The following is a 17,517-nucleotide window of genomic DNA, read 5'->3' as shown; positions in this document are numbered from 1 at the left end:
ATCAGCTGCCGACTTTTTTCAGCGCCCGCGTAATGACCTGGTTGGTCGCGATGATGATGGCGAACAGCACCACCGTGATCGCGCACGCATAGCCCATTTCGAACCGCACGAAGCCATAATCGAAGGCGTGGATGTCGATGGTGTGGGCCGCGTACTTGATGCTGGGGAACCCGGCCAGCTCCATGCTGACGTCCGCCACGGCAAACGACTTGGCGATCTGCATCACCGCGCCGAATATCAGCATGGGCAGCATGTTGGGCAGGGTGATGTACCACAGCTCCATCCACCGGTTGCGGATGCCGTCGATGGCCCCCGCCTCGTACTGGGAGCGATCGATGTTCTGCAGCCCCGCGATAAACGCCAGGAACCCGGCCCCCAGGGACAGCCAGATATGCACCAGAATCACGATGCCCAGACTCATCTGCGGATCGGTCAGCCATAAAATCGGCTCGTCGATAAGCCCCATGCGCATCAAAAGGCCGTTGATCATACCGTAGGAATCGGAGCTGAAAATCAGCCGCCACACCACATAGATGCCGGTTCCTGCCACCGACGGCGCGTAAAAGCAGACCGTCACGATGGAGCGCAGGGTCGGCCCCAAATCGCTGATAATCCAGGCCAGCAGAAAGCAAAGCACATAGCTGATGGGCCCGCTGATGAAGGCGAACACCATGGTGTTGGTCAGGGCGGTGACGAACACGTCGTCGTCCAAAAACAGCTTGATGTAGTTGCTGAACCCCACGAAATCCGGGGTCTGCAGCATATTGAAGTTGGTGAAGCTCATGAACAGGGAGACGAAAATGGGCATGACGAACATTAAAAAGAAGAAGAACAGAAAGGGCAGCAGCATGGCGTAGCTGACCAGCAGCTGCTTAGGGCGGCGCTTGCGGCGCAGGGAAGCGCCCGGTGTCGTTTTCCTCATGACCGCCCCTCCTCCGCGTCCAGCTTGAATTCCTTGCGCTTGCGCTGAATTTCCTGGTTGATATCCTTGTTGTACTTCTGCAGCACCGCCCGCGGATTGCCGTTGTCGTACACGGCCTCCATCACCGCGTTGTTCAGGCTGCGGGACATGAAGTAGGCCCCCGGGATAACCGGCTGCTCCACCACCTTATTCCACTGGCTGACGAGATGTTTCTGCTCAGAGGCCGACCAGGCCAGGTTCTCAAAGGCCCGCCGGTTGGCCGTGGTATGTCGGGCTGCCGGCCCCAGGATGGATTCCATCTCCCGGGCGTACAGCGTCTGGGCCTCCTCCCCTGTCCACCAGCGCAGGAAGGTGAAAGCGTCCTCCGGATTCTTCACATGGCTGAAGGCGATCGCGCCCGAGCCGTCGCCCTCCACCCGGTTGTTGACGCTCCCGTCCTCCTGCCGCACCCCGAACACCGGCCGCATCTCCCAGAGATTGCGGATTTCCGGCGCCATGATGTACAGCACGTTGAACATGGAATAGGGCGCCAGTCCCATGGGCATCTCGCCGCTGCGGAACCGGGTGGCGAAATCGTAGTAAACCGGCAGGGAATAATCCCGGTACAGCTCAATATACTGGGTGAACACCTCGATGGCCTTCACCTCGTCAAACCGGGTGCCCGTCTGTCCGTCGTTGAAATAGGACAGCCCGTTTTGCAGCAGCATGCTGCCGAAGGTCTTGGGGAACGGGGTGCTCGAGGAAGCCGTCTGGGTTGTCAGGCTGGGCAGACCCACGTCCAGATTCCGTCTCTCCAGCAGACGGATCACCCGGTACAGGTCGTCCCAGGTCTCGGGCGGCTCCACCCCGATCTCTTCAAAAATATCGGTGCGGTAAAATAGCATGTCGAAAATCTGGGTCTCCGGCATGGCGTAGATATGCCCCTGCAGGGTATAAGGCACGAAGGCCGTCTCCTGAAAATCTTTTTTGGCCTCCTCGAAGCCGTCGAAGCCCTCCAGCGCCAGCAGCGTGCCCCGCAGCGCCAGATCCACCGGCTGCGTCCGGCCCACGCCCAGGGCGATGTCCGGCCCCTTCCCCGCCATGGTCGCTTCCATCAGCGTCCCCTTGACGTGGTTCAGGTTGACGGCAATCCCCGTTTTCGGGGTGAACTGGTTGTCGATGAGAGTCTTGGTGACCTGGGCCTGATCCCGGCCGGACATCACCCACACGTCCAGCACCGTCGCCCCCTCGGCCACGTCGCCGATGAAGTTGTAATCCACGAAGAACGAAGCGACAAACATCTTCGCCCCCGCGGCAAGGGATTCCCAAAAGCTGGCCTTGGCCCGGGGCATGACCGTCCCGGGGCTCGCCGCCAGCAGGTAGTCCACCTCCAGCGGCTTCTGCCGCATGGTGAGAATCGCCGCGGACAGGGCGGTCACGTTGTTCTTGTACCTCTCCAGCCGCTCCACCACGCTTTCCGGGTCCTCCGCAAGGCTGTCGAGCTGCACCCCGATTTCCTTGAGCAGGCCGATGTCCGCGTTGCTGCGGCCCGACTGCTTCTCCACCCGCTCCACCTCGTCGCGCACCATTTTCGCAATGGCGGCGAAATCGGAGGCCAGCTCGGGGATGTCGTCCTCTAGGTTGTAGTCCCGGTTGACGTCGGGATGCACGCCGGTTAACATGATGATTTTCCGATACACCTGGTTCATGGCCAGCACCACATTGTCCGCCGCCTGGATGGTCTGGCTGGTGTCCCCCGTGACCACCTCCAGACGGATGGTGTGCCGCCCCTTGGACAGTCGGAACAGATACGGGTTTTCCGCCCCGCCGAAGGGCTCGCCGATCCAGTCCTTGTCGTAGGCGTATTCCACCTCCAGCAGTTCGGAAAAGGGCACCTCGTCGTCTATGTATACCCGGCGGTATGAGGAAAAGCCCTTGAGCAGATCCTGGCGATACCGCATTCCCAAGATGTAATCCCCGTCCTCCGGCACCTCGATTTCCCACGAAATCCACTGGCCCGCGTTCTGCCAGTTGCTGCCCCCGATGGTGTTGAGCCGGCTGGCCGCCGCGTCAAAAGGCTCAGTCAGCGGGCTGGAGCGATCCGCGATGGGAAACAGGGAGGGATCCGACTTGTACGCCGCGTCCTCCCCCTGCACCTTCTGCTGGTACGCCGCCGGCTGCTTGACGCCGCCGAGCGCCCGGCGATAGGCCGCATAATCGGGAAGCGGCTCGGGATTGTATACCCGCAGCCCGGCCAAATACACCCCTTCACGGATAAGCCCCAGGGACAGGGTGTTTGTCCCCTCCCGCAGGTAAAACTCATAGGGCTGGTTGAGTATGCCCTCTTTATCAGCGAAATCCGCTGTCAGCCAGGCGTCCTCGCATACCTGCGTCGGCCGCAAATCGTTGCCCCGGTTGTCCTGCTTCATGGGGGCCTCGTCCTTCCACAGGCGGTTCAGCACAATCTGCTGCGCCTGCTCGAAGGGCCGTTCGCCGTTGAGCTGCACGTCGAACTCCACGTTGCCCGTGCGCCCCGGCGCCGGATAGTAATCCACCGCCACCCGGTACAGTCCCGCCGTCCCCACCGTCACCTTCCAGGTCAGGGTGGTTTCCGCCTGGTCAAAGACCACCACGTCCGTCCTGCCCTCGAACACGGGCAGCACTTCGGGCGCGGGCGTCCCCTCGCAGGCCGCCGCCGGCACCGGCACCACGGTCACCGGCCGGGGCGCGTCGGCGTACCGGCCGATGTAGGCGTCGTAGCCGTCCCGGCCAAAGGCGGACATTCCCCCTTCGGAGGGGGCCGCCGCCTCCGCCGGTTTCCCCTGCGCCGCCGCGCACAGCGGCAGCAGGGCGGCGGACAGGACTCCGGCCAGAACCCGCCTGGCCCACCGCATATGCCTTCTCAACGGAACCATCCCCCTTGTCTCGCAGCGGCGGCGTCCATTTCCGTCCGCGTCCCGGCGGCCGGAACGCCGCCGGGCGCTTCTGCCTTCCCTGTGCCCAGCGGCATTTTCCGTCCGCCCCTTTCGATTAGCCCTCTGTGATGCTCAGGTTGTCAATCAGCACGCTGAACGCCGTGTCCTCGCCCAGCAGCAGCAGAACGTTATCCGCGCTCGGGGACATCACATCGATGTGTCCCTCGTAGGTGCCGCTCTCCCCGGCCTTGAGCTTGATGGTTTCGAACCCGAAGCTCACCGTCTCATCGAGCATGGTCGCCTTGGGCCGGATGGTCAGGTTCAGCCGGGTGTCGCCGCTCAGCGTCTTGTAATCGAACTTGATGACATACCGGTGGAAGGCGGGCAGCTTCACCTTACTCTCGTCTGTCCGGGCGGCAAGCAGCCAGTCCTCCGTGTCCGGATAGTCGATTTTGAAGGAGGAGGAGCCGCCGATGGCTCCCTCGCCCGTCACCGCCGCGGTGACGCCGTTTTCCGGCAGGCCCGCCCGGGTCAACAGGATGCTGTCCTTGTTTTCAAAGCCCTCGGCGGGCGGCGGGGTAAACGGCTCGATCTCCTGAGGCGTGGCCTCCAGGGTGTCCTTGATGTTGCGCTCGAAAATGGGCTTGAAGGTCTGCAGCACGGTGGCCACCGGCGTGTTGTTCAGGGTGGCTTCGATCCACATCTCCCACCGCTCGGTCTCCCAGGTGCCGAACCCGTTTTCGTACACCAGGCGGGAGTGGCTGTCGGCATAATCGCAGACTTCCTCCTGCTCGGCGCTGAGTCCCGCTTCCTCGTCGCCCGGCGTCTTGGCCGCCTCATCCTTCAGCTCCTTGGTGAACTCCCGCATCTTCGCGCAGAAGGCCCGCGCGCCGTCCACGTTTTTGGCACCCTTGGTCAGCCCCCAGAACAGGGCGTTGCCGATGAACCGGACGTCGTCCTTGTTTTGATCGGGACCCAGCGGCAGCGGGGCGTTGTCCACCTCGTCGTTCATGCCCTCGCACATGCTCTTTAGGAAGCTCCGATCCCCCGCCGTCATGGCCAGGGTGCCGCCCTTGAACGCGTTGACGTGATAGCTGTAGTCGAGAGGCGTCACCTTATGCTTGTTCATCAGATCCTGGGCGAACTGGATGGAATTCTTATACGGCCCCTGATCCCAGATAATCTCCACCGTGCCGTTCGCGTTGGTCCGCGCCATGGAGGCGTTGTTGGCCATGGCGAACACGTCGGGGGTCCAGTTGGCGTAGCCCCACTGGTCGGTGGCCTTGTCGTTGTTGGTGTCCTGGGTCAGCTCCTTGGCCACCTCCAGGAAGGTATCCCAGGTCCAGTTGCCTTCCTCCCAGTATTCCCGGGGCGTCTTGACGCCGTTGTTGGTGAACATGGTCTTGTTGTACCAGATGCATTGGGCCCAGGAGCCCATGGTGTACAGAGCGTAATGCTGGCCCTTCCAGGACAAATCCTCAAAGGGCATCTTTTCGTAATCCAGCAGATCGTCCTTTTTTATGTATGGATCGACCGGTTCGATGATGTTGGCCACCGGGAACCGGGGCATCCAGTTGCCGGAGGACACCGCCACCAGATCCGGCGAATTGTTCGCGCTGATCATGCCCATGATTTTGGTCGGATAGATATCGGCTGAAACCACGTTGAGGCTGACGTTGCCTCCCACGTTCTCCTTCCACCATTTGACTGTCTTGCCGATGGCGGATTTCTCGTTGTCCAGCCCCACGTCGTAGTGGGCCACCAGCTGGATGTCGGTTTTCTCCAGCTTCGCGATGTCCACGCCCCCGTAGGTGCCCGTTCCCTTGGAGCCGCCGCCCCCGTTGCAGCCGGCCAGCAGCGCCGTGCCGATCAGCAGGGCCGACGCCCCCGCCAGGATTCTCCTGCGTTTCATTCTCTATACCGCCCTTTCCTGCGTACTTGGTTCCGCCGGCGTCCCTTCCGGGCCGCCTCGTCCGCTCCCCTGGCTCCGGTACTCCCGCGGCGTCATGCCGACCGCCGCCGCGAAGGTCCGGTTGAAATAGCTGATGTCGTTAAAGCCCGCCTTGAGCGCGATTTTGGCGATCTTCTCGTCGGTGCGCAGCAGCAGCTCCCGCGCGTGATTCAGCCGCACCTCGTTGATGTAGGCTGTCACCGTCATGCCCATCTGCTGCTTGAACTTCCGGGACAGCTGCCGCTCGCTGCACATGCCGATGCGCGCCAGCTCCTCTTTTTTAATATCCTCGGCGTAATGGTATTCGATGTACCCCTTTACCCGGGATATGTAGGAAAAGTCCTTGATTTCCGCCGTCATTTCGTTTTCCTCGGAATCGAGGGACTCCAGATAGCGCCGGCTGATGATCATGAGAATCTGCGCCATGATATAGCCCATCATCATCCGGTATCCCACCCGGCCCGCCTTCATCTCCCGGTTAATCCGGGCGACCAGGGCCACCACCTCCTCGATTTCCTCCTCCCCCAGTCGCAGTTTGTTGCTGAACCGGATATCCGGCGGCAGCATGGGCTGCTGGTAGACGAAATCCAGGATCCGCACCTCCGCGTCCCCCTGCTTGAAGGACCCGTCCAGGAACTCGGAGGTGAAGTTGATGTTGATAAGCTCCAGCTCTTCGCCCTGCGCTAGCTCGAAGGTGTGCTCCTCGTGAGGATTGATGATCAGCACGTCCCCCCGGCGCACCTGGCTGACGTGTGTGCCGGTGGGATACAGATGGATGATATGGCTGGCGTGCCCGCGGAGGATCAGCACGATTTCCGTGAATTTGTGCCGGTGCATCGGCAGCTCCTCCGGGCGCTTCCAGCTGTGGTTGTACCGCACGGAAGCAAAGGGAATATCCTCGGCAAACTGGAATTCCTCGCCCGTGTATACCCAGTGCCAGCGGCGTTCGTCCTTGTTCACGGCCGCCTCTCCTCCTTCTCTAAAACCCGGGAGCGGGAGGATGGGGCTCTCCCCATCCTCCCGGCGTTATCTCACAGTTTCGTCCGTGTCTTCACCAAGACCAGCGCCGCGCCGGAAACTGCTGCGAGCAGCATCGCCGCCGCCGGCAGCGCCGCCCCGGTGGTCGGGGAGCTGCCCGGATCCGTCTCCGGGGTCGAGCCGCCGCCTGACGGCTCGGAGCTCTCGTTCTCCTCCGGCACGCTGGATTCCGGCTCCACAGGGTCGGCCTTGGCGCCTTCCCCACTCATGGTCCAAATGTCGTCCTCTTCGTTGTATACGCCCTTGAAAGCCGCCACCGGCTGATCCGCCTTGCCGGACGTCACATTGCACACACCGGTTTTGAACTCGATTTCATGGCTGCCGCCGTATTCCATCCCTGCCCGGGCATACTCGATCCAAATTGATACACTCTTGGCCTCGTTCTTAAAGCTGACCATGGCGGTATAGTCGCCGCCCGCCTGGTTGATTTCCCGGATGGTCTTCCCGTCCACCAGGATGCAGTGGTTGACCGCCTTGACGATGTTTTCATCGGTGATATAGGCGGCGGCTCCCTGCTGGATGTTAACGTCCTGGCCGTCGGGGTTGTCGGTCATGGCCGTGTTGAAGAACACGTCGATCACCATGTATTTCCCCTCCGCCTTGGACAGGGTGACCGGGCCGGTCATGTCCAGCTTGATGGGGGTCTTGTCGTTGGCGGGGGGCACAAACTCCTCTTCCTCGGCGGGGAATTCCACCGTCGCGGCGCCGTCCGTCACCTTGACGGTGATGACCATCGGCTCGATGGGCGCGTTGTCCTTGACCGCCAGCAGCCCTTCCCCGATCTCCACCTCAAAGGTTCCGTCCTTCAGCGCCGTCCCGTCGGCGTTCAGCAGCTTGCCCTTCATCTCCGCCGTCAGCTTGGCGACCTCCAGCATGATGTTGATTTTGCCGGCCGCCCCGGTGACATCGCTCTTCTGATAGGCCACCATGGCCCCGTACGCGTCGCTGTCCGCGATGTACTCGCCAATGGTGCGCCCCGCCACCTTCAGCTGGCTCTTGACCGACGCGGTCACGGCCGCCGGCACTTTTACCAGATCCTCAGCCGAAGGATTTTGAAGATTGACGATTTGTTCGACCCCGGCATCCAGCAGAGCGCCCTTGGTCTGGACGACGATGGTGATATACCCGCCGCCCAACGTCACGGAAGCATCGCTGCGCAGAATGTCCACCTGATCGCCCTGCGTTTCCGCTGGAAAGCTCACGATCGCCGCGCCGCCGGAGACAGTGACCGTGGCCGTAATGGCCTCGACGGGCGCGCTGTCCTTGACCGCCAGCAGCCCTTCCCCGATCTCCACCTCAAAGGTTCCGTCCTTCAACGCCGTCCCGTCGGCGTTCAGCAGCTTACCCTTCATCTCCGCCGTCAGCTTGGCGACCTCCAGCATGATGTTGATTTTGCTGGCCGCCCCGGCGACGTCGCTGTTCTGATAGGCCACCATGGCCCCGTACGCGTCGCTGTCCGCGATGTACTCGCCGATGGTGCGCCCCGCCACCTTTAACTGGCTCTTGACTGACGCGGTCACAGCCGCCGGTACCTTCTCTTGATCCTCCGCCGAGGGATTCTGGAGGTTGACGATTTGATCGACCCCAGTATCCAGCAGAGCGTCTCTTGTCTGAATAACAACGGTGATATACCCGCCTCCTAGAGTTACGGAGGCGTCGCTGCGCAGGACCTTTACGGTTTGGGTGTCCGCTTGTGCCCCGAAGGATAGACAGGCCGTCAAAGTGACCAGGGATGCTGCCAGAACAGACAATGCCTTTTTCACAGTAAATTCACCAGTCCTTTCCAACTATTTGCGCGTTTCTTGTTCATCTTTTCCTGCTGCACTCATCATAACAAAACGTCTTCCGGAATAATAGGAGTATTCGGCCAAATGTGTTGACATATTATGCTTTTCCGGCCATTTTGCGCGCCTATTTTTCGGTGTTTTCCCAATTTGCGGCTACTTCTATAGGATATGGTTCATAAAAATTGGGAAGGATAGCACAACCGCTTGTCCATACCAGAGAATATGCACAGCAGTTTGTCAGTATTCTGAATTGTTATGTCCTTTTAAGCACGATATTTTGTTTTCCTCTGTCCGCCTATGCCGGTTAAGCCAAAAAAGCGCGGCCTCCCGCCACACCGGAAGACCGCGCTTCATTTCGCTAACATTCTGTTTGGAAGATTCGAACTCCGAACCTGGCGTCTCGGGTGTCTCGCTTAGCGAGCCACCGCGCGTGCCGCTCTTGAAATGCCCTCCTTTGGGCATCTTGCCTCATTTGTCGCGGGGCATTTCGGGATATTCCTCGCATGGATCCCCAACAACTCATAAAAAGAACGCACACCCTGTCGGGTGTGCGTTCTTTTTGGTGATCCATCGGAGATTCGAACTCCGGACACTGCATCTCGCTGCGCGAGCTGCCCATGAAATGCCCTCCTGGCAACTACTTGTCCTAGTTTTTGGAGGCATTTCGGGATATCCCTCGCATGGATCCCCAACGACTCATAAAAAGAACGCACACCCTGTCGGGTGTGCGTTCTTTTTGGTGATCCATCGGAGATTCGAACTCCGGACACTGCATCTCGCTGCGCGAGCTGCCCATGAAATGCCCTCCTGGCAACTACTTGTCCTAGTTTTTGGGGGCATTTCGGGATATCCCTCGCATGGATCCCCAACGACTCATAAAAAGAACGCACACCCTGTCGGGTGTGCGTTCTTTTTGGTGATCCATCGGAGATTCGAACTCCGGACACTGCATCTCGCTGCGCGAGCTGCCCATGAAATGCCCTCCTGGCAACTACTTGTCCTAGTTTTTGGGGGCATTTCGGGATATCCCTCGCATGGATCCCCAACGACTCATAAAAAGAACGCACACCCTGTCGGGTGTGCGTTCTTTTTGGTGATCCATCGGAGATTCGAACTCCGGACACCCTGATTAAAAGTCAGGTGCTCTGCCAGCTGAGCTAATGGATCTTGTCCTCGCAAACACTGCTTAAGTATTATACCCATCAGCCCTAGAAAAGTCAAGCAAATCACAGGAAAATTTCTCTTTTTTGCGCTTTGCCCAAAGGGCCAGTCCGCACCCTGCCGCATTTTGTCGGATTCTCCGCCGGATGGTCAACAGGGCGCGTTGCAAAACACAAGATTTTGCAACGCGCCCCTGAAAAACCACTTGCGGCCCATGAATTGTGGCTCGCATTTCGCGTCTACAGACACGAAACCATGCTTTTTCCCAGGCCCTGCGTATATGGCCGAACTCAACGCCCGTATATCTCCCGGAGCCGGCGCACTGCTTCCCGGGTGTTCTCCTGGCTGCCGAACGCAGTCAGCCGGAAGAAGCCTTCCCCGTTGCGGCCGAACCCCGCGCCGGGCGTTCCCACCACGTTGGCCTTCTCCAGCAGCTCGTCGAAAAACGCCCACGAGCCCATGCCCCCCGGGCATTTCAGCCACACGTAAGGCGAATTCTCCCCGCCGGTGAACCAGAACCCCAGTTCCCGCAGCGCCTCGGTGATAACCCGCGCGTTCTCGCGGTAATAGCCGATACCCTCCTGCACCTGCTCCCGGCCTTCCGGGGTGAACACCGCCGCCGCCCCCTTCTGCACGATGTAGGGCACCCCGTTGAACTTGGTCGTCTGCCGGCGCAGCCACATGTCCCGCAGCCGCACCCCGCCGGACTGGAGCTCCATGGGCACCACTGTGTATCCGCAGCGGGTGCCGGTGAACCCCGCTGTCTTGGAGAAGGAGCAGAACTCGATGGCGCACCGTCGCGCTCCCTCGATTTCATAGATGCTGCGGGGCAGATCCGCCCCGCTGATGAAGGCCTCGTACGCCGCGTCGAACAGAATCACCGCCTCGTTCTCCAGCGCGTATTCCACCCACTGCCGCAGCCCGTCCCGCCCGTAGACCGCCCCAGTGGGATTGTTCGGGGAACATAGGTAAATGATATCCGCTTTCACCGCCGGATCGGGCAGCGGCAGGAATCCGTTGTCCTCCCCCGCCTCCATATAGACGATGGGCCGGCCCGCCATGAGGTTGGTGTCCACATACACCGGATAGACCGGATCGGGAATCAGTACCGTGTTCTCCCGGTCGAACAAATCCAGAATGTTCCCCAAATCGCTCTTGGCCCCGTCGCTGATGAAGATTTCGTCGTCCTCCACCGCGATCCCCCGGTCCCGGTAATACTCTCCCACCGCGCCGCGCAGGAACCCATATCCCTGCTCCGGCCCGTATCCCCGGAAGGTGGCCGCCTCCCCCATCTCCGCGACCGCTTCCCGCATGGCGGACACCACCGCCGGGCACAGCGGCCGGGTCACATCCCCGATCCCCAGCCGGATGACCGGCGCGTCGGGATGCGCCTGCTGATAGGCCGCCACCTTGTGCGCGATGGTGGAAAATAAATAGCTGTCCTGCAAATCCCGATAATGGCCGTTGAGTTTCATATCCCTTCTCCTTTCCTGTGCTCCACTAGTCTCCCCTTGCGTCCGCCCGCCTATGCGGGCCCCCGGGAAAGAAACAGACCCGCCGGAAGCCGGACGAATCCCAACTCCCGGCGGGCCCCATTGCCTCGCCGCTCTTAAATCTCGATGATGCCCTCGTATACCGTCTCGGCGCTGCCGGTCAGATACACGGCCTCGTCGGTGTAGCGGATGACCAATTCCCCGCCCCGCAGCTTGACGGTGATATCGGTGTCCTTGTCGCAGTAGCCGTTCTCCACCGCCGCCACCGCCGCCGCGCAGGCGCCGGTGCCGCAGGCCCAGGTCTCGCCGCTGCCCCGCTCCCACACCCGCATTTTCAGCGTGTTCCGGTCAATGACCTTGATGAACTCGGTGTTGAGCCGCTCGGGGAACTTCTCGTGATGCTCGAACAGCGGCCCGACAACCTCCAGATCCAGGCTGTCCGGGTTGCAGAACACCACGCCGTGGGGGTTGCCCATGGACACGCAGGTGATCCGGTACTCCTCTCCGCCCACCGTGATGGGCTCGCTCACAATCCGATCCCCGCCGAACTTCGCCGGGATGCTGGCCGGCGACAGCAGCGCCGGCCCCATGTCCACCGTGGCCATCTGCACCTCGCCGTTCATCTTGACCAGGCTGACCGTCTTGATGCCGCTCAGAGTATCGATGGTCATGGTCATTTTCTTGACCAGTCCCTTGTCATACAGATACTTGGCCACGCAGCGGATGGCGTTGCCGCACATCTTCCCTTCGCTGCCGTCCTGGTTGAACATCCGCATCCGGGCGTCCGCCTTGTCGGACGGGCAGATGAGCACCACGCCGTCGCCGCCGATGCTCAGATGCCGGTCAGACAGCCGCACGCTCAGCCCCTCGGGGTTGTCAATCTTCTGGTTCAGGCAATTGAAGTAGATATAATCGTTGCCGCAGCCCTGCATCTTGCTGAAAGCCAGCTTGGCCTTCTCGGCGCGCATGTCGTTGATGTCCACCAGCTCGGTGCTTCCCAGGGAATACCGGCTGCGCAGACTGTCCGCCAGCGCGTTGGCCGTGTCGATGGAGGTCAGGCAGGGGATGCTGCGCTCCACCGCCTTGCGGCGGATTTTCACGCAGTCCCGGGTGGGAATCCGCCCCTTTGAGGAGGTGGACACGATGTAATCCACCATCCCGCTCTCCAGCAGGGTGATCGGGTTGTTGTCCGACTCGTGGATTTTCTCGATGACCGTCACCGGCATGCCGCCTTCCCGGATGACCGCGGCCGTCCCCTTGGTGGCGTACAGCGTAAAGCCCAGCTCGTAATACTTCTTGGCTGTGTCGGCGATTTCGTTCTTGTCGGAATTGCGCACCGTGAAGAACACGCCGCCGCTCTTCTTCATCCGGTAGCCCGCGGCCACCAGCCCCTTGAACAGCGCCTCGTCCAGGGTGTTGGCAATGCCCAGCACCTCGCCGGTGGATTTCATCTCCGGCCCCAGATGGGTGTCCACGTTGGCCAGCTTCTCAAAGGAGAACACCGGCACCTTCACCGCCACATAGGGGGAGGTCTTGTACAGCCCCGTGCCATACCCCATGTCGCTGAGCTTTTCGCCCAGCATGCAGCGGGTGGCCAGGTCGACCATGGGCACCCCCGTCACCTTGCTGATGTAGGGGATGGTGCGGGAGGACCGGGGATTGACCTCGATGACATACAGCTCGTCGTGGTAAATCAGGTACTGGATGTTCACCAGTCCCTTGGTGTTCAGCTCTATCGCCAAATCCCGGGAGCAGCGCACGATGGTCTCCACCATCTCGTCCCGGATATTCCACGCCGGATACACCGCGATAGAGTCGCCGGAATGAATGCCGGTGCGCTCGATGTGCTCCATGATGCCGGGGATGAGAATGTCCTCCCCGTCACAGATGGCGTCGATTTCCAGCTCCTTGCCCATCAGATACTTGTCGATGAGCACGGGGTTCTCGATGCCCTGATCCAGGATGATGGCCATATACTCCCGCACGTCTTCCTCGTTGAAGGCGATGATCATGTTCTGCCCACCCAGCACGTAGGAGGGCCGCAGCAGCACCGGGTAGTGAATCTTGGCCGCCGCCTCAAGCGCTTCCTCCGCGGTCATGACGGTGGTTCCCTGGGGCCGGTTGATGTGCAGCTTCTCCAGCAGCGCGTCGAACCGCTCGCGGTCCTCCGCCATGTCGATACTGTCCGCCGAGGTGCCCAGCACGTTGACCCCCGCCGCCGACAGTGCCTTGGTCAGCTTGATGGCCGTCTGCCCGCCGAACGCCACCACCACGCCGTAGGGCTTCTCGGTCTCGATGACGCTCATCACGTCCTCAGGCGTCAGCGGTTCGAAATACAGCCGGTCGGCGGTGTCGAAGTCGGTGGACACCGTCTCCGGGTTGTTGTTGACGATGACCACCTCGTAGCCCGCTTCCTTCAGCGCCCAGACGCAGTGGACGGAGGCGTAGTCGAACTCGATGCCCTGGCCGATGCGGATAGGGCCGGAGCCGAAGACAATGATCGTCTTCTTGCCGCTGTTCCGGCGGGCGATGAACGCGGCCGCCTCGTTTTCCTCGTCGAAGGAGGAGTAGAAATAGGGCGTCTGCGCCGCGAACTCCGCCGCGCAGGTGTCCACCATCTTATAAGAGGCAAACCGCTTGTTCTCCGCCTTGCAGCCGGACAGCCTCTCGATCACCTTGTCCGGATACCCCATTTTCTTGGCCCGCAGATACAGCGCGTCGTCCAGCTTCCCGGCCGCCAGCGTCCGGTCCATCTCCACCAGCTTCATCAGCTTGTAGAGGAACCAGGTGTCGATCATGGTGGCTTCGTGGATCTCCTCCGGCGTCACCCCCCGCGTGAGAGATTCGTATACTGCGAACAGCCGCTCGTCGTCCTGGGCCCGCACCTTGGCGTGCAGCTCCTCGTCGGTGAGTTCCTTCATGTGCGGGCTGCTCAGGCTGTCCAGGGAAATTTCCGCCCCCCGCACCGCCTTCATGATGGCTTCCTCGAAGGTCTGGCCGATGGCCATCACCTCGCCGGTGGCCTTCATCTGGGTGCCAAGGGTGCGCTTGGCGTAAACGAACTTGTCAAAGGGCCACTTGGGCAGCTTGACCACCACATAGTCAATGGACGGCTCGAAGCAGGCGTAGGTGGTGCCGGTCACGGCGTTCTTGATTTCGTCCAGGGTGAAGCCGATGGCGATTTTCGCCGCCACCTTGGCGATGGGATACCCCGTTGCCTTGGACGCCAGCGCCGACGACCGGGACACCCGGGGGTTGACCTCGATGACCGCGTATTCGAAGCTGTCGGGATGCAGCGCGAACTGGCAGTTGCATCCGCCCTCCACGCCCAAGGCGTTCACGATGGCCAGCGCCGCGGTGCGCAGCATCTGGTATTCCTTGTCCGCCAGGGTCACCGCCGGGGCGACGACGATGCTGTCGCCGGTGTGCACGCCCACCGGATCCAGGTTCTCCATGCTGCAGATGGTGATGGCGTTGCCCTTGCTGTCCCGCATCACCTCGAACTCGATTTCTTTCCAGCCGGAGATGCACTTCTCCACCAGAATCTGGTGGATGGGAGACAGCCGCAGCCCGCCCATGGCGATTTCATGCAGCTCGTCCTCGTTCTGCGCGATGCCGCCGCCGCTGCCGCCCAGCGTGAACGCCGGCCGCACGATGACCGGATAGCCGATGTCGGCGGCGAAATCCATGGCCGCCTGCAGGTCGGTCACCACCTTTGAAGGGATGCAGGGCTGGCCGATGGATTCCATCGTGTCTTTGAACATCTGGCGGTCCTCCGCCTTGTCGATGGTGGCCGGGTCGGCGCCCAGCAGCTGCACGCCGTGGCTCTCGAGGAACCCTTCCTTGGCCAGCTGCATGGACAGGGTCAAGCCGGTCTGCCCGCCCAGAGTGGACAGCAGGCTGTCCGGCTTCTCCTTCTCAATGATCCGCTTGATGGTCTCCACCGTCAGCGGCTCGATGTAGATATGATCGGCCATGGCGTTGTCGGTCATGATGGTGGCCGGGTTGGAGTTGACCAGCACCACCTCCAGCCCCTCGGCCTTGAGGGCGCGGCAGGCCTGGGTGCCCGCGTAATCGAACTCGGCGGCCTGCCCGATGGTGATGGGCCCCGAGCCGATGACCATAATCTTATGTATCGTGGGATTCAGCGGCATATCTATTCACATTCCTTTCACAGTGCTCGGGGCGGGGCGGGTGCTTCCCGCCGGGCCCCTGTTCCGGTAAAAGCCAGGGTTATATTCTATCCCGCCGCGTTTACCTGGCGTTTTCCTTGTCCATCCGCTCCATGAACTCGTCGAAGAGGAACGCCGTGTCCAGCGGGCCGGCGGCGGCTTCCGGATGGAACTGCACCGAGAAGGCGGGCATGTCCTTGTACGCGATGCCCTCACAGGTGCCGTCGTTGGCGTTGATAAAGCTGACCGCCGCGTTTTCCGGCAGGCTGTCGTTCACCACCACGTAGCCATGGTTCTGGCTGGTGATGAACACCCGCCCGGTGCTTACCTGCACCGCGGGCTGGTTGGCCCCCCGATGGCCGTATTTCAGCTTTTCGGTTTTCGCCCCCTGAGACAGGGCCAGCAGTTGATGGCCCAGGCAGATGCCGAAGGTGGGGATTTTCTTCACACACACCAACCGCAGCTGCTCGACAATGTCCAGATCCTCCATGGGATCCCCCGGCCCGTTGGACAGCATCAGGCCGTCCGGCTTCAGGCTGAGGATGTGCTCGGCCGTGGTGCCGGCGGGCACCGCCGTCACTTCACAGCCCCGGCGCAGCAGCTCCCGCTCGATGTTCTTCTTGGCCCCGAAGTTCCAGAGCACCACCCGGCGCTTCGTCTCCCCTTCGGGCTTTGTCACCGTCTCGGGCGCGCTGCCCACGGCCTTCACCGCGCGTTCCACCCGGTAGGCCTTCATCTCCGCCATGTCCGCGTCGGTGACCGGCCGGGTGAGGATTTTGGCGTTCATCACGCCCGATTCCCGCACAATCCGGGTCAGCGCCCGGGTGTCCACCCCGTATAGGCCGACCACACCATGGGCTTTTAAAAAAGTGTCAAGATCACCCTCACAACGAAAGTTCGAAGGCTCTTGACACCAATCACGGACGATATACGCTTTTAACACCGGGGTTTCGCTCTCAAAATCGGAAGGGATCACGCCGACATTGCCGATCAGCGGGAACGTCTGTACGACGATTTGCCCGTACATGCTGGGATCGGTCAACGTCTCCAAATAGCCAGTCATGGCCGTCGTGAAAACCAATTCCCCAACGACCTCTTTTACGGCTCCGAAGCAGCTGCCCTCGAACACCATGCCATTTTCCAGAACAAGGGTTGCCTTTTGTTCCATAGCGATCACTCTTCCTTTCGCATCCCCGCGCAAACCAGCCCGCGCCTCGCGGCGCGCGCCCTTTTGCGCCATTTACGTCTCGTAAGCCGCCAGAATACCCGCCGCAACCTCCCTGCGGGAGACCCGCCGGTCCATGGCCTGCTTCTCGATGTACCTGTGAGCCTGTGGCTCAGTTAACCCAAGATATTGTATCAGAACACACTTGGCTCTGTCAATAAGGCGGATCTCCTCAATTTTGTGGTGTAAACCCGCGTTTTCTGTTTTTATTTCCAGCAGCCGCCGCCGCGCGACCATGGCCAGCCGCACCGTCCGCAGGAACAGCGCCTTGTTCAGCGGCTTCTGTAGCACCAGCGCCCCCCGCGCCTCCAGCCGGTCGACGTCTGCCTGCGCAAAGCCCGCCCGCGCCAGCAGCAGCACCATGCTCGCCGTGCCGTCCAGCACCTCGCGCAGCAGCGCCCCTGTCTCGGGCAGCGGGGTGTCCGCGATGATCAACGCGAACTCCTCCCCTTGAAGCAGGGCGCGGGCCTGCGCGGCGTCGGCCGCGCCCACGCAGGGCCAGCCGCTTTCCGTTATCTCTCGCGTCAAGTCCTCCCGGCTCCTGTCCGAGCCGGAAACCAACAGCACCCGGCTCATCCCGCCGCCTCCTTTTGTTCCCCGGGGAATTCTCTGTTTCTCTTTATTATACACCGAAACAAGGGGCCTGCACAAGGCTTTTATTTTCAATAATTCTTGGCGTGTGGAGGCACATTTCAAGGCTATGCCGCTACAATTGGATTTACCAATACATGTGAATCATGATGACGCGCAGAACTTTCCGGCGATTCATTAAAAGCACCTGTCAGCGTTGGGCGTGATTCCCGCTTCGACGGCCGACGAGGCCTTGAAAATTCAAAAAGCCCCTCCTCCCGTCTTGACAAACCTCTTCGGATAC

The 17,517-nt window shown here is 61.1% G+C and carries 9 protein-coding genes and 1 tRNA gene; all 10 read right to left on the bottom strand.

The window, feature by feature from the left end:
- Nucleotide 1: 1 nt before the first annotated feature.
- Complete coding sequence (locus ACSAMM_RS03920) at nucleotides 2-922, bottom strand: sugar ABC transporter permease (RefSeq protein ID WP_178725443.1); 921 nt, start codon at nucleotides 920-922, stop codon at nucleotides 2-4.
- Nucleotides 919-3,795 carry an extracellular solute-binding protein gene (locus ACSAMM_RS03915; RefSeq protein WP_457789906.1) on the bottom strand — a complete coding sequence of 959 codons (2,877 nt, stop codon included), beginning with the start codon at nucleotides 3,793-3,795 and terminating at the stop codon, nucleotides 919-921. Before ACSAMM_RS03915 ends, ACSAMM_RS03920 begins: the two co-directional genes overlap by 4 nt.
- A gap of 136 nt (nucleotides 3,796-3,931) precedes the next feature.
- Complete coding sequence (locus ACSAMM_RS03910; RefSeq protein ID WP_457789905.1) at nucleotides 3,932-5,728, bottom strand: extracellular solute-binding protein; 1,797 nt, start codon at nucleotides 5,726-5,728, stop codon at nucleotides 3,932-3,934.
- A 3-nt stretch (nucleotides 5,729-5,731) separates the two neighbouring features.
- Nucleotides 5,732-6,727 (bottom strand): helix-turn-helix domain-containing protein, encoded by a 996-nt coding sequence (locus ACSAMM_RS03905; protein WP_457789903.1) that lies wholly within the window; start codon nucleotides 6,725-6,727, stop codon nucleotides 5,732-5,734.
- 71 nt (nucleotides 6,728-6,798) lie between these two features.
- Nucleotides 6,799-8,568: a hypothetical protein gene (locus ACSAMM_RS03900; protein ID WP_457789901.1), complete on the bottom strand. Its 1,770-nt coding sequence runs from the start codon at nucleotides 8,566-8,568 to the stop codon at nucleotides 6,799-6,801.
- Between the two features lie 1,115 nt (nucleotides 8,569-9,683).
- Nucleotides 9,684-9,759 (bottom strand) — tRNA-Lys (locus ACSAMM_RS03895).
- Between the two features lie 284 nt (nucleotides 9,760-10,043).
- Nucleotides 10,044-11,228 carry an LL-diaminopimelate aminotransferase gene (locus ACSAMM_RS03890; RefSeq protein WP_457789899.1) on the bottom strand — a complete coding sequence of 395 codons (1,185 nt, stop codon included), beginning with the start codon at nucleotides 11,226-11,228 and terminating at the stop codon, nucleotides 10,044-10,046.
- Nucleotides 11,229-11,362: 134 nt separating this feature from the next.
- The gene (gene carB / locus ACSAMM_RS03885) at nucleotides 11,363-15,400 is read right to left on the bottom strand and encodes a carbamoyl-phosphate synthase large subunit (RefSeq protein ID WP_457789897.1); all 4,038 of its coding nucleotides are present in this window, start codon (nucleotides 15,398-15,400) and stop codon (nucleotides 11,363-11,365) included.
- A 100-nt stretch (nucleotides 15,401-15,500) separates the two neighbouring features.
- On the bottom strand, nucleotides 15,501-16,586 hold the full coding sequence (locus ACSAMM_RS03880) for a carbamoyl phosphate synthase small subunit (protein WP_457789895.1): 1,086 nt from the start codon (nucleotides 16,584-16,586) through the stop codon (nucleotides 15,501-15,503).
- 72 nt (nucleotides 16,587-16,658) lie between these two features.
- Nucleotides 16,659-17,219, bottom strand: coding sequence for an ANTAR domain-containing response regulator (locus ACSAMM_RS03875; RefSeq protein ID WP_457789894.1), 561 nt, complete (start codon nucleotides 17,217-17,219; stop codon nucleotides 16,659-16,661).
- Nucleotides 17,220-17,517 lie beyond the last annotated feature (298 nt).

Source organism: Anaeromassilibacillus sp. SJQ-5, from assembly GCF_054108045.1.
Note: the sequence above shows the minus strand (reverse complement) of the source record. Positions and strands in the feature narration are given on the sequence as shown.

What these genes read in the sequence shown, in the direction of transcription:
- ACSAMM_RS03920 (WP_178725443.1), bottom strand. Translation starts at nt 922, where the DNA reads ATGAGGAAAACGACACCGGGCGCTTCCCTGCGCCGCAAGCGCCGCCCT.
- ACSAMM_RS03915 (WP_457789906.1), bottom strand. Translation starts at nt 3,795, where the DNA reads ATGCGGTGGGCCAGGCGGGTTCTGGCCGGAGTCCTGTCCGCCGCCCTG.
- ACSAMM_RS03910 (WP_457789905.1), bottom strand. Translation starts at nt 5,728, where the DNA reads ATGAAACGCAGGAGAATCCTGGCGGGGGCGTCGGCCCTGCTGATCGGC.
- ACSAMM_RS03890 (WP_457789899.1), bottom strand. Translation starts at nt 11,228, where the DNA reads ATGAAACTCAACGGCCATTATCGGGATTTGCAGGACAGCTATTTATTT.
- carB (WP_457789897.1), bottom strand. Translation starts at nt 15,400, where the DNA reads ATGCCGCTGAATCCCACGATACATAAGATTATGGTCATCGGCTCGGGG.
- ACSAMM_RS03880 (WP_457789895.1), bottom strand. Translation starts at nt 16,586, where the DNA reads ATGGAACAAAAGGCAACCCTTGTTCTGGAAAATGGCATGGTGTTCGAG.
- ACSAMM_RS03875 (WP_457789894.1), bottom strand. Translation starts at nt 17,219, where the DNA reads ATGAGCCGGGTGCTGTTGGTTTCCGGCTCGGACAGGAGCCGGGAGGAC.